22 protein-coding genes are annotated in these 24467 nt (G+C 67.2%); 6 read left to right on the plus strand and 16 right to left on the minus strand.

The genetic code is table 11. From position 1 onward, the window contains the following. Positions 1 to 50: 50 nt before the first annotated feature. From GRF61_RS05005 to argH, 7 genes are all read right to left on the minus strand, one after another. On the minus strand, positions 51 to 1124 hold the full coding sequence (locus tag GRF61_RS05005) for a nucleotidyltransferase family protein (RefSeq protein WP_169149607.1): 1074 nt from the start codon (positions 1122 to 1124) through the stop codon (positions 51 to 53). After that, positions 1124 to 2068: an HprK-related kinase A gene (locus GRF61_RS05010; protein ID WP_169149608.1), complete on the minus strand. Its 945-nt coding sequence runs from the start codon at positions 2066 to 2068 to the stop codon at positions 1124 to 1126. Before GRF61_RS05010 ends, GRF61_RS05005 begins: the two co-directional genes overlap by 1 nt. Then, positions 2035 to 2304 (minus strand): HPr-rel-A system PqqD family peptide chaperone, encoded by a 270-nt coding sequence (locus tag GRF61_RS05015; protein ID WP_169149609.1) that lies wholly within the window; start codon positions 2302 to 2304, stop codon positions 2035 to 2037. Before GRF61_RS05015 ends, GRF61_RS05010 begins: the two co-directional genes overlap by 34 nt. A gap of 56 nt (positions 2305 to 2360) precedes the next feature. Further along, on the minus strand, positions 2361 to 2975 hold the full coding sequence (locus tag GRF61_RS05020) for a hypothetical protein (RefSeq protein WP_169149610.1): 615 nt from the start codon (positions 2973 to 2975) through the stop codon (positions 2361 to 2363). A gap of 271 nt (positions 2976 to 3246) precedes the next feature. After that, positions 3247 to 4137 carry a fructosamine kinase family protein gene (locus tag GRF61_RS05025; protein ID WP_169149611.1) on the minus strand — a complete coding sequence of 297 codons (891 nt, stop codon included), beginning with the start codon at positions 4135 to 4137 and terminating at the stop codon, positions 3247 to 3249. Continuing rightward, positions 4134 to 5420 (minus strand): serine/threonine-protein kinase, encoded by a 1287-nt coding sequence (locus GRF61_RS05030; RefSeq protein WP_169149612.1) that lies wholly within the window; start codon positions 5418 to 5420, stop codon positions 4134 to 4136. Before GRF61_RS05030 ends, GRF61_RS05025 begins: the two co-directional genes overlap by 4 nt. Positions 5421 to 5427: 7 nt before the next feature. Then, on the minus strand, positions 5428 to 6861 hold the full coding sequence (argH, locus tag GRF61_RS05035; protein WP_169149613.1) for an argininosuccinate lyase: 1434 nt from the start codon (positions 6859 to 6861) through the stop codon (positions 5428 to 5430). 127 nt (positions 6862 to 6988) lie between these two features. On the opposite strand from argH, the gene GRF61_RS05040 reads away from it, so the two are divergent. Both GRF61_RS05040 and GRF61_RS05045 read left to right on the plus strand, forming a co-directional pair. Beyond that, a complete protein-coding gene (locus tag GRF61_RS05040; RefSeq protein WP_348982343.1) occupies positions 6989 to 7984 on the plus strand; it encodes a histidine kinase in 996 nt (331 codons plus the stop codon). Further along, complete coding sequence (locus GRF61_RS05045) at positions 7981 to 8742, plus strand: LytTR family DNA-binding domain-containing protein (RefSeq protein ID WP_169149615.1); 762 nt, start codon at positions 7981 to 7983, stop codon at positions 8740 to 8742. Before GRF61_RS05040 ends, GRF61_RS05045 begins: the two co-directional genes overlap by 4 nt. A gap of 108 nt (positions 8743 to 8850) precedes the next feature. On the opposite strand, the gene ppc is transcribed toward GRF61_RS05045, so the two are convergent. Further along, positions 8851 to 11601, minus strand: a complete 2751-nt coding sequence (ppc, locus tag GRF61_RS05050; protein WP_169149616.1) for a phosphoenolpyruvate carboxylase — start codon at positions 11599 to 11601, stop codon at positions 8851 to 8853. A 37-nt stretch (positions 11602 to 11638) separates the two neighbouring features. Next, positions 11639 to 12073: a glutaredoxin family protein gene (locus GRF61_RS05055; RefSeq protein ID WP_169149617.1), complete on the minus strand. Its 435-nt coding sequence runs from the start codon at positions 12071 to 12073 to the stop codon at positions 11639 to 11641. A 138-nt stretch (positions 12074 to 12211) separates the two neighbouring features. On the opposite strand from GRF61_RS05055, the gene hemC reads away from it, so the two are divergent. The 4 genes from hemC (at position 12212) to GRF61_RS05075 (ending at position 16533) form a co-directional block, all read left to right on the plus strand. Further along, positions 12212 to 13165 carry a hydroxymethylbilane synthase gene (hemC, locus tag GRF61_RS05060; protein ID WP_169149618.1) on the plus strand — a complete coding sequence of 318 codons (954 nt, stop codon included), beginning with the start codon at positions 12212 to 12214 and terminating at the stop codon, positions 13163 to 13165. A 29-nt stretch (positions 13166 to 13194) separates the two neighbouring features. Next, on the plus strand, positions 13195 to 13992 hold the full coding sequence (locus tag GRF61_RS05065) for a uroporphyrinogen-III synthase (protein ID WP_348982344.1): 798 nt from the start codon (positions 13195 to 13197) through the stop codon (positions 13990 to 13992). A 293-nt stretch (positions 13993 to 14285) separates the two neighbouring features. Next, positions 14286 to 15341 carry a uroporphyrinogen-III C-methyltransferase gene (locus GRF61_RS05070; RefSeq protein ID WP_348982345.1) on the plus strand — a complete coding sequence of 352 codons (1056 nt, stop codon included), beginning with the start codon at positions 14286 to 14288 and terminating at the stop codon, positions 15339 to 15341. 10 nt (positions 15342 to 15351) lie between these two features. Next, the gene (locus GRF61_RS05075; RefSeq protein ID WP_169149620.1) at positions 15352 to 16533 is read left to right on the plus strand and encodes a heme biosynthesis HemY N-terminal domain-containing protein; all 1182 of its coding nucleotides are present in this window, start codon (positions 15352 to 15354) and stop codon (positions 16531 to 16533) included. A gap of 63 nt (positions 16534 to 16596) precedes the next feature. Here the strand turns inward: GRF61_RS05075 and hemF are convergent, their stop codons facing one another. The 7 genes from hemF to pepP all read right to left on the minus strand — a co-directional run. Beyond that, on the minus strand, positions 16597 to 17511 hold the full coding sequence (hemF, locus tag GRF61_RS05080) for an oxygen-dependent coproporphyrinogen oxidase (RefSeq protein ID WP_169149621.1): 915 nt from the start codon (positions 17509 to 17511) through the stop codon (positions 16597 to 16599). A gap of 99 nt (positions 17512 to 17610) precedes the next feature. Further along, on the minus strand, positions 17611 to 18882 hold the full coding sequence (gene purD, locus GRF61_RS05085; RefSeq protein WP_169149622.1) for a phosphoribosylamine--glycine ligase: 1272 nt from the start codon (positions 18880 to 18882) through the stop codon (positions 17611 to 17613). 72 nt (positions 18883 to 18954) lie between these two features. Continuing rightward, positions 18955 to 20538: a bifunctional phosphoribosylaminoimidazolecarboxamide formyltransferase/IMP cyclohydrolase gene (purH, locus tag GRF61_RS05090; protein WP_169149623.1), complete on the minus strand. Its 1584-nt coding sequence runs from the start codon at positions 20536 to 20538 to the stop codon at positions 18955 to 18957. Positions 20539 to 20608: 70 nt separating this feature from the next. Then, positions 20609 to 20845 carry a helix-turn-helix domain-containing protein gene (locus GRF61_RS05095; protein ID WP_133594715.1) on the minus strand — a complete coding sequence of 79 codons (237 nt, stop codon included), beginning with the start codon at positions 20843 to 20845 and terminating at the stop codon, positions 20609 to 20611. Continuing rightward, the gene (gene dusB, locus GRF61_RS05100) at positions 20842 to 21876 is read right to left on the minus strand and encodes a tRNA dihydrouridine synthase DusB (RefSeq protein ID WP_169149624.1); all 1035 of its coding nucleotides are present in this window, start codon (positions 21874 to 21876) and stop codon (positions 20842 to 20844) included. The genes GRF61_RS05095 and dusB overlap by 4 nt, the downstream gene beginning before the upstream one ends. 141 nt (positions 21877 to 22017) lie before the next feature. After that, a complete protein-coding gene (locus GRF61_RS05105) occupies positions 22018 to 23166 on the minus strand; it encodes an FAD-dependent monooxygenase (RefSeq protein ID WP_169149629.1) in 1149 nt (382 codons plus the stop codon). Then, the coding region (gene pepP, locus GRF61_RS05110; protein WP_169149625.1) for a Xaa-Pro aminopeptidase at positions 23166 to 24467 on the minus strand (1302 nt) is incomplete at its 5' end. The genes GRF61_RS05105 and pepP, both read right to left, overlap by 1 nt.

Consider the following 24467-nt stretch of genomic DNA (forward strand, 5'->3'; position numbering starts at 1 on the left):
AGCTGAGCCCCGGCGCTCTATTTCCTGATGCGCCATCGAAACTTTGCCGTTCAGGCGGTGCTTTCGTGCGTAGGGCGCAAGGCCTTGCGCAATAGATGGGCTGCCAGCAGATGGGGCGGCATCCTTAGCCAGTGTGCTCGCAAATAGAGCAGCGCTGCGGCTCGCCGTCGCTCTGGCGGCTTCGAGTCTGGCCCCTGGGGAGTCAATGCTTCGCTCAGCAACATGGCCGTCAAGCGTTCTCCCGGCCGGACGGGGCCCGGTCGCGTGGCAATTTCCAATGCCGGGGGTAAGGGCGTGGCGAAAATGCGCTTGAGCTGGTGCAAGGTCTGCCGTAGCGGCATTTCCAGGCCGAGTTCCTGGCTTCTGGCAAGGAGTGCCGTGCCAAAGTCTGCATCCTTGCCGAACTCCTCCAGCAGGCGGTGCAAGTCCAGCAGGTCCCGAAATCCGTTGGCCCATTCGCCTTCCATGAAACGATGGACCGCGGCGTGCAGCACCATGTCGGTGTTTCCCAGCGTATGGCCATTCGGAAAGGAAGCCAGGCTCAGGCTGTACGCTGTGGCCAGCAGCTTCTCCCCTTGAACCGGAAAGCGGGATGTTGGCGGGGTTATGGTGTGGTGCAAGTCGACTATCGTGCCGCGGTGCAGATGCCGTAGTGGCGGGATTTCATGCATCCATTGGCGGTAATAACGCTGATCGTAGGCGTCGTGATGGGAACTCACCCAGCCGGCCCGGATCAGGCGGTCTTCGGCGGCAGCGACAGCGTCCCTGGGGACCATCAGGTCGAGGTCCGAGAATACCCTACCATGTGCTGCGGCCAGATCGCGCAGAACGTAGGCGCCGCCTTTGAGGAAGACCACCGGAATGTCCAGTGGCTGGAGGGCGGTGGAGATGCGCCTCGCCTCGCGGTGAACATCCAGTGCCAGCCTCTCGGCTATCCGGCGGGCGGATTCGAAGTGGCGTGCAACCTCGAGTGGTACTCCGGTGACGTGCTCGTACCGCCGTGCGAGTTGAGGCAGCACGTTGAGGATGCGCGCCTGACGTAGCAACTGGGTCCATTCCACCGGACTCCGCTCTGCCGTTGGCGGCTGCGTTGTGAGGGCGGCCACGATCAACGACTGCTCCATCACACCCCTCTCGCCAGCGAATCGAAGCGGGCGATAGCATCGTCGGCATCCTGATATTCGAAGTCGTATGCGGTCACGTTTGCGATCAGTTTGCCCAGGGCCTCGAAGCCGGTTTGTCCCAGCAGATCGTAATTGAAGGTGTTCTGTGCCAGCCGTATGAAGGCCGCACCGCGGGCTAGTGGCACGAGCAAAGTTGAAGCGCCGCTGCGATAGCGTGGAAATACGACGTGAGTAGGCGTTCCCGGTTCTCCGCTTCTGGCCACACTATCTGACGGCGGCTGAAAATGCCCGACCGTGCCTTTGATGGTGTCCCTCACGAGCGAGCCGAGTTGCAGCGCCGGGTAGCGTTGCCGGATCAACTCGATGGAGGCGTTCTTGAGACTGATCGGACGCGGGATGGGAGTCAGCAGGCCGGTGCGCGGATCCAGCAGGGCCAGTTCATCAGAAAGCAGGCGCCAGCCATGACCGACAAGTAAGGCGCATAAGGTGCTCTTCCCGGATCCAGGCGGAGCCGGCAGGATGATGGTGCAGCCGTTTTGTTCGATCACCGCTGCGTGGGTGATCATGTAATTGTGGCAATGGGAGGAGATGCACCAGTTGAAGCCCCATTCCAGCATAGGGAAAGCCTGCGACAGAGGCAGGGGCTCAAACGGTTGGCCGCCATCGCTTTCGAAATGGACTTTGGGGCGGAACGGGCGGGTTTTCTGCAGTGAGACGGTGAAATCGTCGAAGCCCTGCTCCTGCCCCAACGGGAAGTCGGCATACAGCGTGCGCAAGGTGGCCGCGAGCCCGGCCACGTTCGATCGTATCCGGAAGCGGAAAGGTGGGGTCAGAAGTGCCAGGCCGCCGTTCTCGAGTCGCTCCCGGACCTGGGCTTCGGTCAGTGAGGAGAGCGGCGTGGAGGGGAGATTCAGGGGTGTCGGCTGATCAATCCGAGCCGGCATAGGTCGTCCAGCGTTTCGTCTATCTGGCTGCTTAATATGCCACGATCCTCATCATCGTCAAGGAGCGCGCCAGTCAATGCCTCGTAAGAAGCGGGGCTGCGCAGCAGTTCCCCGAGCAGATAGCTTGCTAGAGGCGGAAGATGATGGGTTGAGCCGTTCGCTTTGTGAAAGAGCACCGCGTCTTCTTCGAAAAAGCGAACGATAAAGGCGTTTGGATTGCAGTGATAGCTCGACAAGGGCAGTCTGGGAATCAGGGGCCTGGAGTCAGGGGCCTGGAGTCAGGGGCCCGGAATCAAAGGTTGCTGCTGCCGACCAGAACATCCAGATAGGCGCGGGCATCCGTCCGGCCCCAGGTGCCGCCCCAAGGCGTAGACCACGTGCCAGTCACGATGGCGAGTTGCCACATGTCTTGAAGGATGGCGACGGTGTCCGCGGTGCCGGTGCCTATCTTTAGGTTGCCCGCCAGGGCGTCCAGGTAGGCGCTGACGATGTCCCGGGTGTAGTCGGTGGTAATGCTCTCACCCGCACCGCCCTGCAGGTTCAGCGCCTGGGAGAGGGTGAGGGCACTAAAAGAAATCGCTGCCTTGTTGATCTTGCCTGCCGGGCCGCCGGGTTGGGCGAACACGCTGGAGAAGAGGGTGTTTTGGCTTGCGCCGAAAGGCCAGGAGTGGGTTTTCCAGTAACCATGGGAGTGGCACTCGCTCAAGGTTTCCGGGGCGTTGCTGGTCAGCGCATTGGCACGGACGGAGGCGAAAGCGGAGGGGGAAACGCAGGTGCCCTGAGCCAGCGCCGACTTTGCTGACAAGCTCATGATCACTGGAGCTGAGGCGGCCCCCGCCTTCAGAAGGCGACGGCGCAAATCCTGAGGAGACTGCTTGGCTTCCAGGTGTTGCTCGTGCTCGGTCATGGTGTCAGGCCTGCAAAAATGTTCATTTTGACGCGCATCGTAGCGGTTGTCGGCACCGATGGACTGTGCAGATTGCCACGGTCGGTCTATTGCACCAAGTTGGAGCAAAAAGTGCGCCCGTTTTCTTGGTGTTTTTAAGGCAATGAATTTAAAAGGGTTTTATTTTTTTGAGATGGCCAGATATTTGGAGTGTAAAAACACTCGACACCGGGGGCGGAGAGGATAGCAGCAAAAGGGACAGGGTTTCCTGGGATGATGGCTTTATTGCCGTTCAGGACAGCTCCCTTAGCAATTGGGCCAGCAGCCGTTGAACCTGACCTGCGTAGGCTTTTCCGAAGATATGCAAATGGTTGAGGAGGTGGTGGAGTTGGTAGGCCAGCTTCCTGAGTTCGTACTCCGCGGACAGCGGCGCTAGGCGACGATAGGTGGCGTAGAAGGCGCTCGGGAAGCCGCCGAACAGTTCCGCCATGGCTAGCTCTGCCTCCCGGTCACCGTAGTGACAGGCGGGGTCGAAAAGGGCTGGCATTCCGTCCACCGTGATCGCGGCATTGCCGTGCCAGAGGTCGCCATGCAGTAGCGATGGCGCTGGCCGGTAGTCCAGGAAGAGGGCGGGCAAGCGCTCGAGTAGACGGAGGCCGGGGCGTTCTATTTCCTGGCTGTAGCCGGCTTTGCCTGCCTGCGCCAGTAGCGGGGCAAGGCGGTGTCGACTCAGGAAGAGCACCCAGTTGTCCTGCTCGTCGTTGGGCTGACGGGTGGGCCCAAGGTAGTTGCTGCGGTGCCAGCCATAGCGCTCGCCGGTGGTCGCATGAAGGGCAGACAAGGCCTGGGCGAAACGTTCGCCCTCTTCTGCCGAGGCCAATGGGTGCAGAGAGAGGTACTCCAGCACCAGGAAGGCGTGATCACCGGCGTGTCCTTGGGCCAGGACCGCGGGAATGCGGAAGGTACCAACGGCTGCAAGGGCGGCAAGGCCATCGGCTTCGGCCTCCAGGCGGTCGGCTGCGGTGATGTCGGCCAGTTTGACAAAGAGCCTCACGCCTTTGCCCCTCACGTCCAGCGCTGGAGTGCTCCCGCCGGCAGGTGTCGCCGAAATCAGTTGGACACGTTGGCCGCCGGCCTGATGGAGGGCTTCCGCAATGGCGGGAAGCAAGTCCTCGATGCTCACAGATTGGCAATCCGGGAACTGGCCAGCGAGAGGCGGGTGGACAGCACCTCGAGGAAGGCCTTGTAGAAGTGCATGCGACAGGTGTCCGAGGCTCGTTGCAGGGCGCGGCCGCGAATGGTGACGACCGCACACTCCGTAGTGGCATCGACCGAGGCGGAGCGCACGCCTCCGCCGGCGGAAAACAGCGCCATCTCGCCGAAGCACTCGCCTGCCGTCAGCACATTCAGCAAGCGGCCGCGTTTGCGTACTCTCGCTTCGCCTTCGGCTAGGAAGCAGAAGTGGTCGCCCGCCTCGCCTTCCTTGATCACCACGGTACCGGGTTGCACCCGGCTCCACTGCGACAGGCCGATGACTTCCCAGATCTCCGCGTCGGCAAACTCGCGGAAGAACGGCATGCCGCGCAGTGTCTGGAATTTTTCCGCCTCTGGAATGGCGTGGTGATCGCTGGCGACGCTGCGGTTACGGAAGGCCAGGGCGAGATCGTGGGAGAACTCGGCCCAGGTCTGGTAGCGGTTCTCGATCTCTTTTTCCATCGCCCGGCGCACGATGGTGTCCAGGGCTTCGGGTACCTCCGGCCGGTACTCGGAGGGGGGCGGAGGAATCTCATGGGCGATGCGGTAGAGCAGGCTGTAGTTGTTGTCCGATTCGAAGGGCAGGTGGCCGGTCAGCAACTGGTACATCACCACGCCCAGCGAGTAGATGTCGGTGCGATGGTCCAGCGGCATCTCCCGGACCTGTTGCGGCGACATATAGGCCGGTGAACCGATGCCCGATATCTGCGTGGTGTCGCTGGCGGTGTGCAGGGCGGCGCCGAAGTCGGTGACGCGGATGTCGGTGCCGGCCGCATCGGCCAGCAGGATATTGGCGGGCTTGATGTCCCGGTGGGTGACGCCGCGGTGGAAGGCATAGTCCAGCGCGCGGGTGCATTTGAAGACGATTTCGATCAGCCGGTCGAAGGCGGGCAGCGAGCCGGGGGAGGTCAGTGCTTCCAGCGTGCCGCCGGGCACGTATTCCATGACCACATAGGCTTCTTCGTCGCTGATGACTGCATCGTAGATATCGACGATGTGCGGGTGGGTCAGTTTGCCGGCGAGCGCGGCCTCGTTGAGCAGCAGGTGGCGATAGAGCCTGCCGCGGTCCTGGTCGCGCAGGACTTCGGGGTAAAGGCGCTTGACCGCGACATCACGCTGGTTGAAGGGGTCCCAGGCTAGGAAGACGGCGCTGGTTGCCCCTTCGCCCAGCAGGCGGCGGATCTCGTACTTGCCGATGCGCTCCACCGCCATAGGCGTGTCAGCCGAGTTGGGCGCGTGCCCGTGCCACCGCGGCGCGGACCTGTGCCGGGGCGGTGCCGCCGATGTGCTTGCGCGAGGCGAGCGAGCCTTCCACCGTGAGCACCGCGAACACGTCTTCGTCCAGGCGGTCGGCGGCGCCTGGCACTTCGGCCATGGCCGCTTTCAGCTCAGCCGCACTGAACTGCGGCAGGTCGCAGCCGCGGCGCTCGGCGGCGCGCACCGCCAGGGCGACGGCTTCATGGGCGTCGCGGAAGGGCAGGCCCTTCTTGACCAGGTAATCGGCCAGATCTGTGGCGGTGGCGTAGCCCTGGGACAGGGCGCCCAGCATGGCGTCCGCCTTCACCCGGATGCCGGTGATCATGTCGGCGTAGATGCGCAGGGTGTCGATGACCGTGTCGGCGGTATCGAACAGCGGCTCCTTATCCTCCTGGTTGTCCTTGTTGTAGGCCAGGGGCTGCCCCTTCATCAGCGTGAGCAGGGAGATCAGGCTGCCGTTCACCCGGCCGGTCTTGCCGCGGACGAGTTCGGGAACGTCCGGGTTTTTCTTCTGCGGCATGATGCTGGAGCCGGTGCAGAAGCGGTCGGCGAGGTCGATGAAGCCGACGCGTGGGCTCATCCACAGGATGAGCTCTTCGGACAGGCGTGAGAGGTGCGTCATCAGCAGCGCCGAGGCGGCACAGAATTCGATGGCGAAATCGCGGTCGCTGACCGCGTCCAGCGAGTTGTAGCAGACCTCGTCGAAGCCCAACTCGGCGGCGACCGATTCGCGGTCTATCGGGTAGCTGGTGCCGGCCAGCGCGGCGCTGCCCAGCGGCAGGCGGTTCACGCGCTTGCGGCAGTCGGCGAAGCGTTCGGCGTCGCGCCGGCTCATCTCGTAGTAGGCCATCAGGTGGTGGCCGAAGGTGACCGGCTGGGCTACCTGCAGGTGGGTGAAGCCGGGCATGGGCGTGGCAGCGTTTGCTTCGGCGACGTCCAGCAACTGGCGCTGGAATTCCCCGATCAGGGCAAGGATGGTGTCGATGGCGTCGCGCAGCCACAGGCGGATATCGGTGGCGACTTGGTCGTTGCGGCTGCGGCCGGTGTGCAGGCGCTTGCCGGCATCGCCGACCAGCGCAGTGAGGCGCTTCTCGATGTTGAGGTGCACATCCTCGTCGTCCAGGTTCCAGGCGAACTCGCCACGCTCGATCTCGCCCAGGATCTGATTCATGCCGCGTTCGATGTCGGCGAGGTCGGCCGCGGCGATGATGCCCTGGCGTGCCAGCATGCGGGCATGGGCGAGGGAGCCGCGGATATCCTGGCGGGCCATGCGCTGATCGAAGTTGACTGAGGCGGTGTAACGTTTGACGAGGTCGGAAACCGGCTCCGAGAAGCGGCCGGACCAGGCTTTGCCCGGCTGCGCGGCGTTGTCGGGCGACGAGGTGGTATCTGTCATAATGTCCGTACTGAGGAGAGGAGGGCCGGGGCGGAACCGTCCGGCCGGTCGTGCGATGTCGCTGCGGGCGTGTCGTCGCCTCGCGTAAGCCATGGAAAGTATAAAGCAAAAGCCACGCTCGCCTGCCGTGCCCACGGTGCCGGATTTCCGTAATCTCGGCGTCATCCTGCGTGTGTTGCTGCTGGTCAATCTGCTCGCTTTGCTCACCGTGCTGCTGCGGGGTGAGATGGTGGCGGAGGTGCTGGCAGATCGCTTGGTCGTGATGGCCGGCTATGTGGAGCCGCCGCTGTTCCTGGCGGTACTGTTGCTCTACGCACTGGGGCCGGCCATACAGATCGCCGGGCCGCGCTGGGCGCCCGTCATCGTGCTGGCTGCGTCGCAGGGGGCAGTGCTGCTGGCATGGCCCCTGCTCTCCGCCTACGGCGGCTTCCCCGGGCAGGAGCTGGCATGGGCCGCCGGGGCCGCGGTAGTCGCGCTGCTCTATTTCGATTACCGCCATCGCCTGTATTCCCCTGCGCTGACCGAGGCCCGCCTGCTGGCGCTCACCGCGCGCATACGCCCCCACTTCCTGTTCAACAGCATCAACGGCGTGCTCGGCGTGATCCGTTCCGATCCGCGCCGGGCGGAGCGCGCGCTGGAGGAGTTGGCGGACTTGTTCCGCGTACTGATGAGGGACAACCGGGAACTTGTTCCGCTGGCGGAAGAACTGTCGTTATGCGAGCGTTATCTGGACCTGGAGCGCTTGCGTCTGGGGGAGCGCCTGAGCGTGCGCTGGGAGATCGACCCGCCTTCGGCGGATGGCCTTTGCCCCGAGCAGGCGCTGGTGCTGCCGCTCCTGCTGCAGCCCTTGCTGGAGAACGCGGTTTATCACGGTATCGAGCCTTGCGAGGAGGAGGCTGAGATCGTGGTGCGCGTACAGCGCAGGGGCAAGGAGTTGCGGCTCGAGGTGGACAACCCCTTGTCGGACACTGCCCGCCAGCGCGCCGGCAACCAGATGGCGCTGGACAATATCCGCGAGCGGCTAACACTCTTTTTCGACATTGAAGCCGGATTGCATATACAAAGCGGTGAAGGGCGCTATCGCGTCCGTTTGCATCTACCCTTCAGGAGCGTTACCCCATGAGCGATCTTCCGCTGCGTGTCCTGATCGTCGACGACGAAGCGCCGGCGCGCTCGCGCCTTCGCGACCTGCTCGGCGACATCGCCGCAGTCCAGCCCAATGTCGTTGCCGGCATGGCGGCCAATGGCGTGGAGGCCTTGCGCCTGGTCGAGGCCGGCGGCGTGGATGTGGTACTTGCCGACATCCGCATGCCGGTGATGGACGGCGTGGAACTGGCGCGGGAACTAGGCCGCCTGCCGCAGGCGCCGGTGGTGGTATTCACGACGGCGTATGACCAGTACGCGGTACAGGCCTTCGAATTGGCGGCGACTGACTACCTGGTGAAGCCGGTCCGCGCCGAGCGCCTGGCAGCGGCGCTGGGCAAGGTGCGCGGGCTGCGTCCCCAGCAGGCCGAGCCGGCCTCCTCCGCCGCGTCCGGTGAACGGCGACACTTCGGCGTCAGCGAGCGCGGCCGCATCCTGCTGCTGCCGGTGGAGGATGTGCGCTACCTGAAGGCGGAACTGAAGTATGTGACGGCGAAGACGGTGGAGCGGGAGTTCGTGCTAGATGAATCGCTGGTGCAGATCGAGCAGGAGTTCTGCGACCGCTTCCTGCGCATACACCGAAACTGCCTGGTGGCCCGCGCCGCGATCCAGGGGGTGGAGAGGGTGGGCGATACCGAAGGCGAGGCGCATTGGGAGGTGTTGCTGGCGGGGTTGCCGGAGCGCTTGCCGGTCAGCCGGCGGCAGTGGCCTGTGGTGCGGCAGGCGTTGGGTCTTTGAGGCGCCCTCTGACGACGGCAGGCCTGCGGTAGCCGCGGGAAAAGGGAAAAAGGCCCGGCCGCGGTGCAAGAACCGCGGCCGGGCCTTTTCATTGGCCTGGGTGGGGCTTCAGCCGCTGTTGCGCAGGCCGGCGGCGATCCCGTTGATCGAGATGTGGATGCCGACGCGCAGGCGCTCGTCGTCGCCTTGTTCGCGGTGGCGCCGCAGCAGTTCCACCTGGACGTGGTTGAGCGGGTCCAGGTAGGGGAAGCGGTTGCGGATGGAGCGCTTCAGCAGCGGATTGTCGGCCAGCAGTTCCTGCTGGCGGGTGATGGCGAGCAGGGCGTCCACCGTGTCCTGCCATTCGCTGCGGATGCGGTTGAAGATTGTCTCGCGCAGTTCGGCATCCTTGACCAGTTCGGCATAGCGGGAGGCGATGGCGAGGTCGGTCTTGGACAGCACCATGTCCATGTTGGACAGCAGGGTGGTGAAGAAGGACCAGTCCTTGTGCATCGCCTGTAGGCGGGCGAGGCCGTCCTTGGGGTTGGAGGCGAGGTACCGTTTCACCGCTGAACCGAAGCCGAACCAGCCCGGCAGCATCAGCCGGCACTGGGACCAGGAGAACACCCAGGGAATGGCACGCAGGTCTTCGATGCTGGTGCCTTTCTTGCGCGAGGCCGGGCGGGAGCCGATGTTGAGGCCGGCGATCTCGGCGATCACGGTGGATTCCCAGAAGTACTGTTCGAAGCCCTCGGTTTCATAAACCAAACCGCGGTAAGCGGCGAAGGCGGCATCCGACAGCGCCTGCATCGTATCCAGGAATTCCGGCGGTGTGGGGGCGGCGCTTCCTGGGCGCCGACTGGCTTCCAGCGTGGCGGCAACCAGCACTTCCAGGTTGCGGTGGCCGACTTCCGGGTTGCCGTACTTGGCGGCGATCACTTCGCCCTGCTCGGTCAGCCGGATCTGGCCCTGCACCGCGCCGTCCGGTTGCGCCAGGATGGCCTGGTAGCTGGGGCCGCCGCCGCGGCCGACGGAGCCGCCGCGGCCATGGAAGAGGCGCATGCGCACGCCGTGGCGGGCGAACACGTCCACCAGTTCGCCCTCGGCCTTGTACAACGCCCAGCCGGAGGTGAGGAAGCCGCCGTCCTTGTTGCTGTCGGAGTAGCCCAGCATCACTTCCTGGGTGTTACCGGCCGCTTCCAGCAGCTTGCGGTAGAGCGGCAGCGAGAACAGGCGCTCCATGACGCTGGCGGCGTTCTCGAGGTCGCCTATGGTTTCGAACAGCGGTACCAGATTCACGTCCAGCGCGGATTCATGCGGCCGCAGCAGTCCGGCTTCCTTCAGCAGCAGGGCGAGTTCCAGCAGATCGGAGACGTCGTCGGTCTTGGAAATGATGCAGTTGCGGATGGCGTTGCGGCCGTAGCGGCGGTGGGCTTCGCGGGCGGCGCGAAAGATCTCCAGCTCGGATTCCGTTTCCTCGCTGTAGTGCACATGCGGCGAGGCGAGTGGCCGCGGGGTGGCCAGCTCTTCCAGCAGCATGGCGCAGCGGGCGGTTTCGTCCAGGCTCAGGTAGGCGCTGCCGGGGCGGGCGACTTCCAGCAGTTCGGCGACGGTGCGCTCGTGCACATCGGAGTTCTGCCGCAGGTCGATGGGCGCAAGGTGGAAGCCGAACACCCGCACCGCGCAGCGGAGGTGGCGCAGGCGGCCGCGCGCCAGGGTGGCGGAGCCGTTGGCGACCAGCGAGCGGTGGATGACGTCGAGGTCCTCCAGCAGCGCCTGGGCGCTGTCGTACGGTTGGGCGTGGTCGGCGGCGTGGCCGATGGGCTCGGTGCCGATCAGCGCGCGATGGGTGGCGGCGACGCGGGCGTGGATGCCGGCGAGGGCCAGGCGATAGGGTTCGTCGCTGCGGTGCGGCGAGCTGTCCGGCGATCCCTGGGCCAGCGCCAGCAGGGCGTCGGAGGCGCTGACCAGGCCGAGAGCGAGCGACAGCTGGGAGCCCAGCGTGTGCAACTCGTCCAGGTAATGGCGGAGGGCGACGCTGGCTTGCATGGCCTGCGCCTGCTCCAGGATGTCGGCGGTGACGAAGGGGTTGCCGTCGCGGTCGCCACCTATCCAGTTACCGACCTGCAGGAAGGCGGGCAACTCCTGCTTGCCCAGCGTCGGGTCGGCCGCGGCCAGGCGGTCTTCCAGGTTGGCGTAGAGGCGGGGGAGTTCGTGCAGGAAAGTGGTCTCGAAATAGGAGAGGCCGTTGTTCACCTCGTCCACCACCGACAGCTTGGCCGGCCGCAGCATCCGGGTCTGCCACAGGGTGAGCACCGCGCGGCGCAGGGCCTCGCCGTTGGCCTCGCTTTCTTCCGGCGTGAGCTGCTTGCGATCGCGCTCGTCCAGCAGACGGGCGATCACTGTCTGGCAGTTGAGGATGCTCTTGCGCTGAACCTCCGTGGGATGCGCAGTGAGCACCGGCGAGATCAGGGCTTCGCCGAGAAAGCCGGCGAGGGCGGCCGGCGTGGTCTTGCCGTCGGCGAAAGCCAGGGCCAGCGCGTGCGCCAGGCTGCCTTCGCGTGGCGCGGAGCCTGCGATCAGGTGGGCGCGGCTGCGACGGATGTGGTGCTGGTCCTCGGCGATGTTGGCGAGGTGGGAGAAGTAACTGAAGGCGCGCACGACCTGGATGGTCTGCTCGCGCGAAAGGGCGTCCAGCGTGCCTTCGAGCTCCTTGCGCGCGGCGTGGTCGTCGTCGCGACGGAAGCGCACCGAATTCTGGCGGATGCGTTCCACCAACTCGAAGCTGGCGTCGCCTTGCTGGTCACGCACGGTGTCGCCGAGCAGGCGGCCGAGCAGTCTGATGTCTTCGCGCAGCGGCGCGTCCTTGTCCTGGGTCATGGGTTTGGGCGAGAGCGGGAGGAGGAAGGGAGGAGGGTCAGTGTTCGGTCCGGCGCAGGCGGGCCGCGGCGGCGTGTAGGGCGTCGGCCAGGTACTGGCCATAAAAATCCGGCAGGCGCATGCCCACGATGTTCTCTCCGAGCAGGCTGCCGTCCGGGGCGTAGAACGCAACCGTGGGGGCGAGGCGCACCTCCCGTTGCGCGGCGAAGGCGCGGTGGGTGGTGCTGCGGCCATCGAATGCGGTGAGCGGGCGGCCCGAGTCGATGTCTATCTGGCGATACCGGGCTAGCCCCCGCGTGGCCGCCTCTTCATCCATGGGTGCCAGGTAAGCCCTGGCCTGTTCGCACCAGTGGCAATCCGAACGGCTGTACAGCACGACCAGAACCCGGCCTTCGGCATGCAGGGCAGCGGCGTCGCGGCTGAAGTCGGTGGCGGGTGGCAGGCTGGGCGCCGCGGCGAGGGCAGCGGGCACGCATGCTAGAATCCACGCCAGCTTCCGCACTATTGGTGCGAACCCTGATGCCACCGTAACGCCGGGTCGGGCGGTCTGCTTCAAGACCGTGGTTGTGAGGCCCGGCGCCAGATTCCTATCCCGCATGAGTTCCTTATCGTGAGCGTTGCCCAATCCGGTTCCACTTCCGCCGCGCCCGAGCGTATCGTCATCGCTACCCGCGAAAGTCGCCTTGCCTTGTGGCAGGCGGAGCACGTCAAGGCCAGACTCGAGGCATTGTATCCCTCCTGCCAGGTCGAATTGCTGGGCATGACCACCCGTGGCGACCAGATTCTGGACCGTCCGCTGGCCAAGGTGGGCGGCAAGGGTCTGTTCGTGAAGGAGTTGGAAACCGCGCTGCTGGATGGCCGCGCCGACATCGCGGTGCATTCGATGAAGGACGTGCCGATGGAGATGGGCGAGGCCTTCACCCTGGCCTGCATCTCCGAGCGGGAAGTGCCGCTGGATGCCTTCGTTTCCAACCGCTACGAGAGCCTGGCCGACATGCCGCCGGGTACGGTGGTGGGCACCTCCTCGCTGCGACGTGAGTCGCAGCTGCACGCTCACTACCCCTTCCTCGGCGTCACCAGTCTGCGCGGCAACCTGGATACCCGGCTGCGCAAGCTGGACGAAGGCCAGTACGACGCGATCATCCTCGCCGCTGCCGGCTTGACGCGGCTGGGGCTCGGTTCCCGTATCCGCGGGGTGTTGCCGGCGGAGACCTCGCTACCGGCGGCTGGCCAGGGCGCGCTGGGCATCGAATGCCTCGCCGGCCGGCAGGAACTGCTGCAATGGCTGGCGCCGCTCAATGATGCCGACACCTCGGCCTGCGTGCGTGCGGAGCGCGCGGTGGCGCGGGCGCTGGCGGGCAGTTGCGAGGTGCCACTGGGCGCCTACGCCGAAGTGAGGGACGGCCAGTTGTGGCTGCGCGGGTTTGTCGCCCGGCCGGACGGCAGCGAGATCCTGCGCGCGGAGCAGTGCGGCGCGCCGGCGGATGCCGAGGCGCTGGGCGCGGCCCTGGCTGCCTCGCTGCGGGAGCAGGGCGCGGAGGCGTTGCTGGCCAGCCTGGGCTAGCAGCGTCCGCATTTGCCGCAGCCCGGATCATGGAGATGGACTCGACGCGTCTTCAGGACCTGCCGCTGAGCGGGCGCCGCGTCGTCGTCACCCGCCCGACCGGGCAGGCGGAGTCGCTGTGCGAAGCCATTGCCCGGTTGGGCGGCGAGGCGATCCGGTTCCCGGTCATCGAGATCGCTGCGCTTGAAGATGCCGCCGGCCTGCAAGCGGCAACGGCGAGCCTGCAGGATTATGACCTTGCCTTCTTCGTCAGCCCGAACGCGGTTGCCCATGCACTGGACTTCATCCTGCCGCGCCGCGCGTGGCCGGCGCATACCGTGGTGGCAACGGTGGGCAAGGGCAGCGAGGGGGCGTTGGCCCGGCGCGGCTTCCGGAATGTGGTCGCCCCCGACCAAGGTTTCGACAGCGAGGCGGTGCTCAGCCTGCCCGCCTTTGCCGAAGCGGCGGTGCGCGGCCGGCGAGTGGTGATCTTCCGCGGTGACGGCGGCCGCGACCTGCTCGGGGAAACCCTGCTTGCGCGGGGCGCGGCGGTCGATTACGTAAGCTGCTACCGGCGCCGCGTTCCGCAGTGCAGTCCGGCGTCCTTGATCGCCGATGCCGCCGATGGCCGCCTCCACGCCCTGGTGTTGACCAGCAGCGAGGGTGTGGGCAACTTCGTGACCATGGTCGGTGAACAAGGTCTGGCGGTGCTGGCCGGTGTCTGCGTGATTGCTCCTCACGCCCGTATCGCGGCGGCGGCCGAGGCGGCCGGCTTCAGGCGCGTCATCTGCTGCGACGCTGGCGATGACGGTGTTTTGGCCGCATTGCTGCGGGATGCGGCGGGCTGATGACGTTAATATTCCAGCGGCATGTGCAGGGCCGTCCCACGCCGTTCTCCGGGCAGCGGGGCTGATTGCCGCCTGCCCTGCCGAGGGCGCCGTGCGGCGGTATCCGAGCTCGCCGCACGGGAAAAATCACTGTACATCCGGGTTAAACTCTCAGCATGAACGACGAAACCCCCGCACTCCCCCAGCCCGCATCGCCCGGCGATGCGGTGTCTTCCCAGCCCCCCAGGCCTGCCCCAGCCGCGACGTCCGAGCCGTCCCGCAGTGGTGCCGGCGGCTGGGCCCTCCTGCTTGCCGTGATCGCGCTCATCGCTGCCGCGGTGGCAGGCTGGCAGGCTTGGGACACCCGTCAGCGTAATACCCAGGCACGCGAGGAGCTGGCGCGCCGGCTGGCCGAGAGCGATACCGCGGCGACCGAGGTGCGCGCCCTGAACCGGCAGCAGCAGGAAGCCCTCGCCACCCTGCAGGGCAAGCTGGGTGCGCTGGAATCCAAGGTGGAGGCAAGCGAAGGTCAGGCTGCCGCGCTGGAGGCGCTGTACCAGGAGTTCTCCCGTTCCCGCGAGGACCGGGTGGTGGCCGAAGTGGAGCAGGCGATCTCCATCGCCGCCCAGCAGCTGCAGCTTGCCGGCAACCTGGAAGCCGCGCTGATCGCCCTGCAGGGCGCCGAGGCCCGCCTGGCGGCCAGCGACCGTGGCCAGCTGGCACCGCTGCGCCGTGCCCTGTCCAACGACATCGAACAGCTGAAACGGCAGCCCGATGTGGATGTGCCGGGCGTCGCCCTGCGGTTGGAGCGTCTGCTGGAACGCGCTGACGCGCTGCCGCTGGCCTTCGCAGGCGAAGCGGCAGTCAGCCAGGAAAACCAGGCTGCTGCGCCGGTGGAAAGTGGGGACAGCAAGGCCGCGGCGGTGCTGGCCTTCGTCGGCGAACTGGCGCGCGACGTCTGGCACGAGCTGCGCGACCTGGTGCGTGTCGAACGCCTCGACCAGACCGAGCCGGTGCTGCTGGCGCCGGCGCAGAGCACTTTCCTGCGCGAGAACCTGAAGATCCGCCTGCTGACCGCCCGTCTGGCGCTGCTGGCGCGGGATGGCCGCACCTATGCAGCCGACCTTGCCCAGGCGCGCAACTGGATGGAGCGCTTCTTCGACCTGCGCGACCCGCGGGTCAAGGAGGCGATCGAAGAGCTGCGCGTGCTGGAGGTTGTGCCGGTGTCGGTGCAGCGCCTCAGCCTGAACGAGAGCTTCGCCGCGCTGCGCGTGCTGCAGGCGCGGGCCGGCGATCTGCGCCCGCCGGCTGCAGAGGCCGCGCGCCCGGCGAATGGCCAGGGCAACGGCGCTGCGGCGCCGCAGCGCTGAGGTACGGCCCATGCGTGCCCTGATCTGGCTTATCGGCATTTTTGCGCTGGCTGTGGGTCTGGCCATGGCGGCCGGTTTCAACGACGGTTATGTGCTGGTGGTGCTGCCGCCGTGGCGTGCCCAGCTGTCGCTGAACCTGCTGATCGTGCTCCTGCTGCTCGGCTTTCTGCTGGCTTATGCGGTGTTGCGGCTCATCAGCCGCACCATGGGGCTGCCGCGCCGGGTTGTGCAGTGGCGTGAGCGCCGCCGGCGCGAGAAGGCGGGCCGCGCGCTGCGCGAAGCGCTGCGCACCTTGTTCGAGGGCCGTTTCTCCCAGGCGCTGAAGTTTGCCTCCAACGCGTTCTCTTCCGGTGAAAGCCCGGCCATGGCCGCGCTGGTGGCGGCGCGCGCCGCGCATGCGATGCGCGACGACACTCGCTACCGCATCTGGATCGGCCATGCCGCCGACAGCGGCGAGGAAGCGCGGGTGGCGCGGCTGATGACCGAAGCCGAGCTGGCGGTGGAAGGGCGGCGCTTCGAAGAAGCGGCGGAGCGCCTGGAGATGCTCAAGCTGGCCGGCCATCGCCACATCGCCGCGCTGCGGCTGGCGCTGCGGGTGGCGTCCGCACTGGAGCGCTGGGATGAAGCGCTGCGCCTGACCCGCCAACTGCACAAGCACAAGGCCTTGTCCGACGAGCAGGCCGCGCCGCTGATCCGCCGCGCCCATGTGGAACGGCTGAAGGAGCTGGCGGCCGACCGCGCCGCGCTGGCGGCGTATTGGCTGGAGATCCCGGCGGATGAATTGCAGGATCGCCGTCTGGTCGAGCGCGCCATGCCGCTGCTGGCCGCGGCCGGGGAAGGCCCGGCGGCGCGGCGCACGCTGGAGCGCCTGCTGGACGAGGAGTGGGACAGCGGGCTGGCCCGTCTGTACGCCCACTGCGGCGATGGCGAGGGCGATCCGGTCGCCTGCCTGGCCAAGGGCGAGGGCTGGTTGAAGCGCCAGCCGCGGGACGCCGGCCTGTTGTTCTCGCTGGGGCGGCTGTGCATGGGCGCCCAACTGTGGGGCAAGGCGCAGAGTTACCTGGAGGCTTCGCTCAGCCTGGCGCCGACCATAGATACCCACCTGGCGCTGGCCAGCCTGCTGGAACAGCTGGAGCGGCCGGAAGAAGCGCAGCGCCACTATCGCGCGGCGGCGGTTCGGGTGGCTGGCTGAGGCAGAAGCGGCAACAAGGAAAAAGGGGCGATCCGATCGCCCCTTTTTTCATTCCGTCTCCACTCAGGCCCAGTCGCGCGGCACCAGGAATTCCTCCTGCAGCCGCGCCTCGGCGCTGCCCGGTTCCGGACGCCAGTCGTAGCGCCACTTAACTTCCGGCGGCATGGACATCAGGATGGATTCGGTGCGGCCGCCGGACTGCAGGCCGAACAGGGTGCCGCGGTCGAACACCAGGTTGAATTCCACGTAGCGGCCGCGGCGGTAGGCCTGGAAGTCGCGCTCGCGCTCGCCCCAGGGCAGTTCGCGGCGGCGACTGGCGATGGGCAGGTAGGCATCGATGAAGGCATCGCCCACCGAGCGGGTTAGGCCGAAGGCGCTGTCGAAAGGCGTGCTGCCGTCGGCGCCGAGGTCGTCGAAGAACAGGCCGCCGACGCCGCGGGCTTCGTTGCGGTGCTTGAGGAAGAAGTAGTCGTCGCACCATTCCTTGAGCCGGCGGTATTCGGTTTCGCCGCCGAAGGGCAGCACCGCCGCCTTGCAGGCGGCGTGGAAGTGGCGCACGTCTTCTTCAAAGGCGTAGTAGGGCGTGAGGTCCATGCCGCCGCCGAACCACCACACCGGCGCCTTGCCGTCGGCCAGGGCGACGAAGCAGCGCACGTTCATGTGCACCGTGGGGCAGTAGGGATTGCGCGGATGCAGCACCAGCGAGACGCCCATCGCCTCGAAGCGGCGGCCGGCCAGTTCCGGCCGGTGGGCGGTGGCGGAGGCCGGCATGCCGGCGCCCATCACATGGGAAAAATTGACGCCGCCGCGCTCGAAGAAGTCGCCGCCCTCGATGACGCGGGTCAGGCCGCCACCGCCGCCGGGGCGCTCCCAGGCGTCGCTGCGGAAGGGCTGGCCGTCGAAAGCTTCCAGTGCGCTGACGATGCGGCCCTGCAGGCCGGTGAAGTAGTCCTTGATGGTGCCGAGGTCGAGATCCATGCGCAGCCTCCGGAAGCGACGGCAGAAGAGCCGTGGGAAAAGAAAAAGCCGCTGCCGGCAGGGTGAGCCGGGCAGCGGCCTGTGATGCCTGGGCTGCGGTTAGCGATCCATTGCGCGGTGGCCGATATCGCGGCGGTACTGCATGCCGGCGAAGCCGATGCGGCTCAGCAGCTCGTAGGCCTGCTTCTGCGCCTGACGCACGTTTTCGCCCAGCGCAGTGACGCACAGCACGCGGCCGCCGGCGGTGACGACCTGGCCGTCGCGTTCGGCGGTGCCGGCGTGGAACACATGGGCGTCTTCGGTGCCGGCCTTGTCCAGGCCGTCGATGAGGTCGCCCTTGCGCGGGCTGTCGGGATAGCCCTCAGCGGCGACGACCACGCCCAGTGCGACGCGGCGGTCCCATTCCGCTTCGACCTGGTCCAGCTTGCCGGCGATGGCGGCCTCCACCAGGTCGGCGAGATCGGTCTTCAGCCGCATCATGATGGGCTGGGTTTCCGGGTCGCCCATGCGGCAGTTGAACTCCACCACGCGGGGCTTGCCTTCGCCGTCTATCATCAGGCCGGCGTAGAGGAAGCCGGTGTAAGGCAGGCCTTCGGCGGCCATGCCGGCCAGCGTCGGCTGGATGATCTCGCGCATCACCCGGGCATGCACCTCCGGCGTGACCACCGGGGCCGGCGAGTAGGCGCCCATGCCGCCGGTGTTGGGGCCCTGGTCACCATCCTTGAGGCGCTTGTGGTCCTGGCTGGTGGCCAGCGGCAGGGCATGCCTGCCGTCCGCCATGACGATGAAGCTGGCCTCCTCGCCCTGCATGAATTCCTCGATGACCACCCGCGCACCGGCGTCGCCCATCTTGTTGTCCAGCAGCATCATGTCGATGGCGGCGTGAGCCTCTTCCAGCGTCATCGCCACCACCACGCCCTTGCCGGCGGCCAGGCCGTCGGCCTTGATGACGATGGGCGCGCCCTCGGCGTCGATGTAGGCATGCGCCTGGCCAGCGTCGGAGAAGGTCTGGTACTTGGCCGTCGGGATGTTGTGGCGGACCAGGAACTGTTTGGCGAAGTCCTTGGAGCTCTCCAGCTGGGCGGCCTGGCGGATCGGCCCGAAGATGGGCAGACCGGCGGCGCGGAAGGCATCGACCACGCCGGCGGCCAGTGGCGCTTCCGGGCCGACCACGGTGAAGCCGACCTGCTCGCTGCGGGCCAGGGCGACGAGTTCCTCGATGGCGGTGACGGCCACGTTCTGCAGCTTGGGCTCGCGCGCGGTGCCGGGGTTGCCGGGGGCGACCAGCACGCGGGTGACCTTGGGCGACTGGGCAAGCTTCCAGGCCAGTGCGTGTTCGCGTCCGCCCGAGCCGATGACGAGGACTTTCATGGGTTGCTCCGGATCAGTGTTGCTTCTTCTCTAGCAGGGGCGGGCCGGCGGCGAGGCCGGCCCTGCATTCCATCAGTGACGGAAATGGCGATAGCCGGTGACTACCATGGCGATGTTCTGCTCGTCGGCGGCGGCGATCACCTCGGCGTCGCGCATCGAGCCGCCGGGCTGGATCACCGCGGTGGCGCCGGCCTGGGCGAGCACGTCCAGGCCGTCGCGGAAGGGGAAGAAGGCATCCGAGGCGACCACGCAGCCGCCGATCTGCAGGCCGGCGTTCTCGGCCTTGATCTTGGCGATGCGGGCGGAATCGACGCGGCTCATTTGCCCGGCGCCGACGCCGATCGTCATGCCGTCCTTGCAATAGACGATGGCGTTGGACTTGACGTACTTGGCCACCCGCCAGGCGAACAGCATGTCCTGCAGTTCGGCCGGGGTGGGGGCGCGCTTGGTCACCACCTTGAGGTCGGCGAGCTGGATACGGGCCTCGTCGGCGCTCTGCACCAGCAGGCCGCCACCCACGCGCTTGTAGTCCAGCGCACCGGCGGGCTTGCCCAGCGGGCAGGTGAGCACGCGCACGTTCTGCTTGGCGCGCACCAGTTCCAGTGCGTCGGCGGTGTAGGAGGGGGCGATCAGCACTTCCAGGAACTGGGCGGAAATGGCTTCGATGGCGGCGCGATCCACTTCGCAGTTGAAGGCGATGATGCCGCCGAAGGCGGAGGTGGGATCGGTGGAGAAGGCCTTTTTGTAGGCCTCCAGCGGGGTTGCGCCCAGCGCCACGCCACACGGGTTGGCGTGCTTGATGATGACGCACGCAGTGGTGTCGAAAGCCTTGACGCACTCCCAGGCAGCATCCGCGTCGGCGATGTTGTTGTAGGACAGCTCCTTGCCCTGCAGCTGGGTGTAGCCGGCGACGCCGCCTTCGGCCGCGCCCGGTTCCTTGTAGAAGGCCGCCGTCTGGTGCGGGTTCTCGCCGTAGCGCAGGTCCTGCACCTTGTCGAAGGCCAGCTGCAGGCGCTCCGGGTAGGCTTGGCGGGAGATGTCGCCGCTGTCGTTGCCGACCAGCGAGGTCAGGTAGTTGGAGATGGCCGAGTCGTAGCGCGCGGTGTGGGTGAAGGCCTTCACCGCCAGCGCGAAGCGGGTCTTGTAGGACAGCTTGCTGCTGCCGTTCTTCAGCTCGGCGACGATGCCGGCGTAGTCCTCCGGATCGGTGACGATGCCCACGCCGCCGTTTTCATCGCCGTGGTTCTTCGCCGCGGCGCGGACCATGGTGGGGCCGCCGATGTCGATGTTCTCGATGGCGTCTTCCAGCGCACAGTCCGGACGCGCCACGGTGGCCTGGAAGGGGTAGAGGTTCACCACCACCAGGTCGATGCGGCTGATGTCATGGGCGGCGATGGTGTCTATGTGCTCGGCCAGGTCGCGGCGGGCGAGAATGCCACCGTGCACCTTGGGATGCAGGGTCTTTACCCGGCCATCCAGCATTTCCGGGAAGCCGGTGTGTTCCGACACATCGGTGACGGCGAGGCCGGCATCGCGCAGCAGGCTGGCGGTGCCGCCGGTGGACAGAAGCTTGATGCCGAGGCCGGCGAGCTCGCGGGCGAATTCGACCACGCCGCGTTTGTCGGAAACGCTGATCAGGGCTTGGGAGACGTTCATCTGGGTTCAGGCAGAAAGGGGAAAGAGGTGCGACGGACTGGCCGTGGCGCGCCCGCGGGCGCGGCCGGCCTTACAGCAGGTCGTAGTCGGTGAGCTTGCGGCGCAGGGTGTTGCGGTTGATGCCGAGCATCTCGGCGGCGACCGTCTGGTTGCCCTTGGCCTGCTGCAGCACGAACTGCAGCATGGGGCGCTCGACGTTGCGGATCACCATGTCGTAGATGGCGGCCGGCTTTTCGCCGTCGAGGTCGCGGAAATACTGGTCCAGCGTACGGAATACCGAGTCGGCGATCTCGTTGGAGCGGCTCATGCTGCAAGTTCCTGGGGCTGTTCTTCTGCGCTGTCGGCGGCGTACTCGAGGCGCGAGCCGGCATCGGCAAGACGGCCAAAGAACTCATCCACGGCGGAGAGCTGGCTGGCGACGTCGGGAAGGCGGTTCATGGCGAAACGGAAGGCGGCCGAACCGACCAGCCCCTTGGTGTACCAGGAGATGTGCTTGCGGGCGATGCGCACGCCGGCGTCTTCGCCGTAGAAGGCATAGAGGTCGGCCAGGTGCTCGCGGCAGACCTGATGGATCTCGGAGACCAGCGGTGGCGGCAGTTCCTCGCCGGTGCGCAGGAAGTGCTCGATCTCGCGGAAGATCCACGGCCGGCCCTGGGCGGCGCGGCCGACCATGACGCCGTCGGCGCCGGTGTAGTCCAGCACGTGCTTGGCTTTCTGCGGCGTGGTGATGTCGCCGTTGGCGATCACCGGGATCTTCACCAGGGTTTTCACCAGCGCGATGGTGTCGTACTCGGCTTCGCCGGTGTATTGGTCGGCGCGGGTGCGACCGTGGATGGCGATGGCGCGGATGCCGGATTCCTCGGCGATGCGTGCCACCATCGGGGCGTTCTTGTTCTGGCGGTTCCAGCCGGTGCGGAACTTGAGCGTTACCGGCGTGTTCGGCACCGCCTTGACCACCGCCTCCAGGATGCGGGCGACCAACGGTTCATCCTGCATCAGCGCCGAGCCGGCCATCACGTTACAGACCTTCTTGGCCGGACAGCCCATGTTGATGTCGATGATCTGGGCGCCACGATCCGCGTTGTAGCGGGCTGCCTCGGCCATCATCGCCGGGTCGGCGCCGGCGATCTGCACCGAGATTGGATCGACCTCGCCCTCGTGGTTGGCGCGCCGCTGCGTCTTGGCGCTGCCGTACAGCAGTGAGTTGGAGGTGACCATCTCCGACACCGCCACGCCCGCGCCCAGCTTCTTGCACAGCTGCCGGAACGGCCGGTCTGTCACGCCCGCCATGGGTGCGACGAAAAGATTATTGCGCAAGGTGAAGCCGGCGAACTGCATGAGGGACAGGGGCGGTGCGGGGAAAGAGCGGCATTTTACCCCAGGAGGCAGGGGCCGGGGCAGCCCGGTGTGGGCTCCGTGTCCCGGCGCACTGAGCGCGATGTCCGCCGGCCGACGGGCGGTGCGGCGGGCCTGCCCGGTCTAGGGCCAGGCGCGGGCGCCGAACATCATGCGTTTGGCGACGAAGTGGCGCAGCGGCGGGAAGAGGTCCAGCGCCACCAGGCCGGCGCCGCGCAGATGGCGCAGCGGTGCGATGTCGTTGCTGAACAGGCGCACCAGGGTGTCGGTGAAACGTATGGTGCCCAGGCGGTCCAGCCGGCGGTTGCGGGCGTAGGCGGCGAGTACCGCCGGCGCTCCGGGGTCGCCGCGCTGCTCCAGCAGGACCTCGGCCAGCGCCCAGACGTCGCGCAGCGCCAGGTTGAAGCCCTGGCCGGCCACCGGGTGCAGGGTCTGCGCGGCGTTGCCCAGCCAGGCGGTGCGCGCGCCGGTTGGGTCGCGCCGGTAGCGCAGGCCCAGCGGATAGCGCAGGCGTTCGGCCACCGCGGTGAGCTGCACGCGGTTGCCGATGTGGGCCTGGATGCGGGCGAGATAGGCAGCGTCGTCCAGTGCCATCAGGCGGTCGGCTTCCGCCGGCGAGGCGGCATGCACCACCGCGTAGCGGTTGCCGCAGGGCAGCAGGGCGAGCGGGCCTTGGGAAGTGAAGCGCTCGAAGGCGGTCGAGTGGTGGCCGCCGGCAACGTCTACATAGGCGATCAGCGCATGCTGGCCGTAGTCGCGTTCGGCGATGTCCCCCTCGCCCGCCTGCATGCCGCCTTCGGCGCAGGCGGCCAGGTGAGCAGTGAGGCTGCGGCTGCCGTCTGGCGTTTCCAGCGTGGCGACAATGCAGTCGGCCTGGGCGTCCAGCGCGCGGACTTCGGTGTCGTTCAGGATGACGATGCCAGCCTCTTCGACCGCCTTGCGCAGCGCGGCGGCCAGCGCGCCGGCGGGGGCGACGTAGCCCAGCGCGGCGATGTCGTAATCCGCGGCCTGCAGCAGGGTGCGGCCCAGGCCGCCTTGCTGGGAAACGTGGATGGTCTTGATCGGGGTAGCGGGCAGGCCGGTCCATACGCCCAGCCGCTCCAGCGTCTGGCGGGTGCCGTGGGCGAGGGCGAGCACGCGGGGGTCGGCGTCGGCGGCGCCCTGCGGGCGGGCGTCGGCCAGCACGATGTCCAGGCCGCTGTGCTTGAGCGCGAGTGCCAGCGCCAGCCCGACCGGGCCGGCGCCGACGATCAGCAGGTCGTGCTGCGCCATCATGTTGCCGCGGCTCGTGCGTCCCGCATCAGGGCCTCGATGTCGTCCACCTCGCGTGGCACGCCTTCGGTGAGGTATTCGCAGCCGTCGGCGGTGACCAGGGCATCGTCCTCGATGCGCACGCCGATGTTCCAGAATTCCTCGGGCACGTCTTCCGCCGGGCGGATGTAGCAGCCGGGTTCCACGGTGAGCACCATGCCTGCCTCCAGCGTTCGCCACTGGCCGCGCGCCTTGTATTCGCCGGCGTCGTGCACGTCCATGCCCAGCCAGTGGCCGGTGCGGTGCATGTAGAAGCGGCGGAATTCCCCGGTTTCGATGATCTCGTCCAGGCTGCCCTTGAGCAGGCCGAGGTCCAGCATGCCCTGGGCGAGCACCTGCACCGCGGCTTCGTGGGGCTGGTTCCAGTGGGCGCCAGGCTTGATCGCGGCCTTGGCGGCGTGCTGGGCGTCCAGCACCAGCTGGTATATCGCGCGTTGGGGGCCGCTGAAGCGGCCGTTCACCGGGAAGCTGCGGGTGATGTCGGAGGCGTAGCCGTCCAGTTCGCCGCCGGCGTCTATCAGCAGCAGGTCGCCATCCGCCATCAGACGGTCGTTCTCCACGTAGTGGAGGATGCAGGCGTTGGCGCCGCTGGCGACGATGGAGGGGTAGGCCGGGTACTGACTGCCAGCGAGGCGGAAGGCATGCAGCAGCTCGGCTTCGATCTCGTACTCGTAGCGGCCTGGCCGGCTGGCGGCCATGGCGCGGCAGTGGGCGGCGGCGGAGAGCTCGCCGGCACGGCGCATGATGGCGATCTCGTGGGCGTCCTTGCGCAGGCGCATCTCGTCCAGCTCGGCGCGCAGGTCGCGCAGCGAGTGGGGTGCGGCGATGCCGGCGCGGGTGTTGGCGCGCACGCCGTTGAGCGCATCCAGCAGGCGCTTGTCCCAGGCTTCGTCGTAGCCCAGCCCACACCATAGTAGCGGCTGGTCGGCGAGCAGTTCGGGCAGGCGGCGGTCCAGGTCGCCTATGGTCCAGGCGTCATCGAAGCCGAACAGTTCGCGGGCGGCTTCAGGGCCGTAGCGGAAGCCGTCCCAGATTTCCCTTTCTTCGTCCTTCTCGCGGCAGAACAGGTATTGCCTGGGCGTGTCGCCGGCCACCAGCACGACCACCGCTTCCGGTTCGCGGAAGCCGCTGAGATAGTAGAAGTAGCTGTCGTGGCGATAGGGGTAGTGGGTGTCGCGGTTGCGTGTGCGTTCCGGCGCGGTGGGCAGCACCGCGATGCCGCCGCCGGCCTCGGCCATGCGTGCCAGCAGGCGCTCGCGGCG

Origin of the sequence: Azoarcus sp. TTM-91 (assembly GCF_012911025.1) — a bacterium.
GTDB lineage: Bacteria > Pseudomonadota > Gammaproteobacteria > Burkholderiales > Rhodocyclaceae > Azoarcus.

Coding starts and splice junctions, on each gene's coding strand:
- GRF61_RS05005 (WP_169149607.1), bottom strand. CDS start 1,124: ATGGAGCAGTCGTTGATCGTGGCCGCCCTCACAACGCAGCCGCCAACG.
- GRF61_RS05010 (WP_169149608.1), bottom strand. CDS start 2,068: ATGCCGGCTCGGATTGATCAGCCGACACCCCTGAATCTCCCCTCCACG.
- GRF61_RS05020 (WP_169149610.1), bottom strand. CDS start 2,975: ATGACCGAGCACGAGCAACACCTGGAAGCCAAGCAGTCTCCTCAGGAT.
- GRF61_RS05030 (WP_169149612.1), bottom strand. CDS start 5,420: ATGGCGGTGGAGCGCATCGGCAAGTACGAGATCCGCCGCCTGCTGGGC.
- argH (WP_169149613.1), bottom strand. CDS start 6,861: ATGACAGATACCACCTCGTCGCCCGACAACGCCGCGCAGCCGGGCAAA.
- GRF61_RS05045 (WP_169149615.1), top strand. CDS start 7,981: ATGAGCGATCTTCCGCTGCGTGTCCTGATCGTCGACGACGAAGCGCCG.
- ppc (WP_169149616.1), bottom strand. CDS start 11,601: ATGACCCAGGACAAGGACGCGCCGCTGCGCGAAGACATCAGACTGCTC.
- GRF61_RS05065 (WP_348982344.1), top strand. CDS start 13,195: ATGGAGATGGACTCGACGCGTCTTCAGGACCTGCCGCTGAGCGGGCGC.
- GRF61_RS05075 (WP_169149620.1), top strand. CDS start 15,352: ATGCGTGCCCTGATCTGGCTTATCGGCATTTTTGCGCTGGCTGTGGGT.
- hemF (WP_169149621.1), bottom strand. CDS start 17,511: ATGGATCTCGACCTCGGCACCATCAAGGACTACTTCACCGGCCTGCAG.
- purD (WP_169149622.1), bottom strand. CDS start 18,882: ATGAAAGTCCTCGTCATCGGCTCGGGCGGACGCGAACACGCACTGGCC.
- purH (WP_169149623.1), bottom strand. CDS start 20,538: ATGAACGTCTCCCAAGCCCTGATCAGCGTTTCCGACAAACGCGGCGTG.
- GRF61_RS05095 (WP_133594715.1), bottom strand. CDS start 20,845: ATGAGCCGCTCCAACGAGATCGCCGACTCGGTATTCCGTACGCTGGAC.
- dusB (WP_169149624.1), bottom strand. CDS start 21,876: ATGCAGTTCGCCGGCTTCACCTTGCGCAATAATCTTTTCGTCGCACCC.
- GRF61_RS05105 (WP_169149629.1), bottom strand. CDS start 23,166: ATGGCGCAGCACGACCTGCTGATCGTCGGCGCCGGCCCGGTCGGGCTG.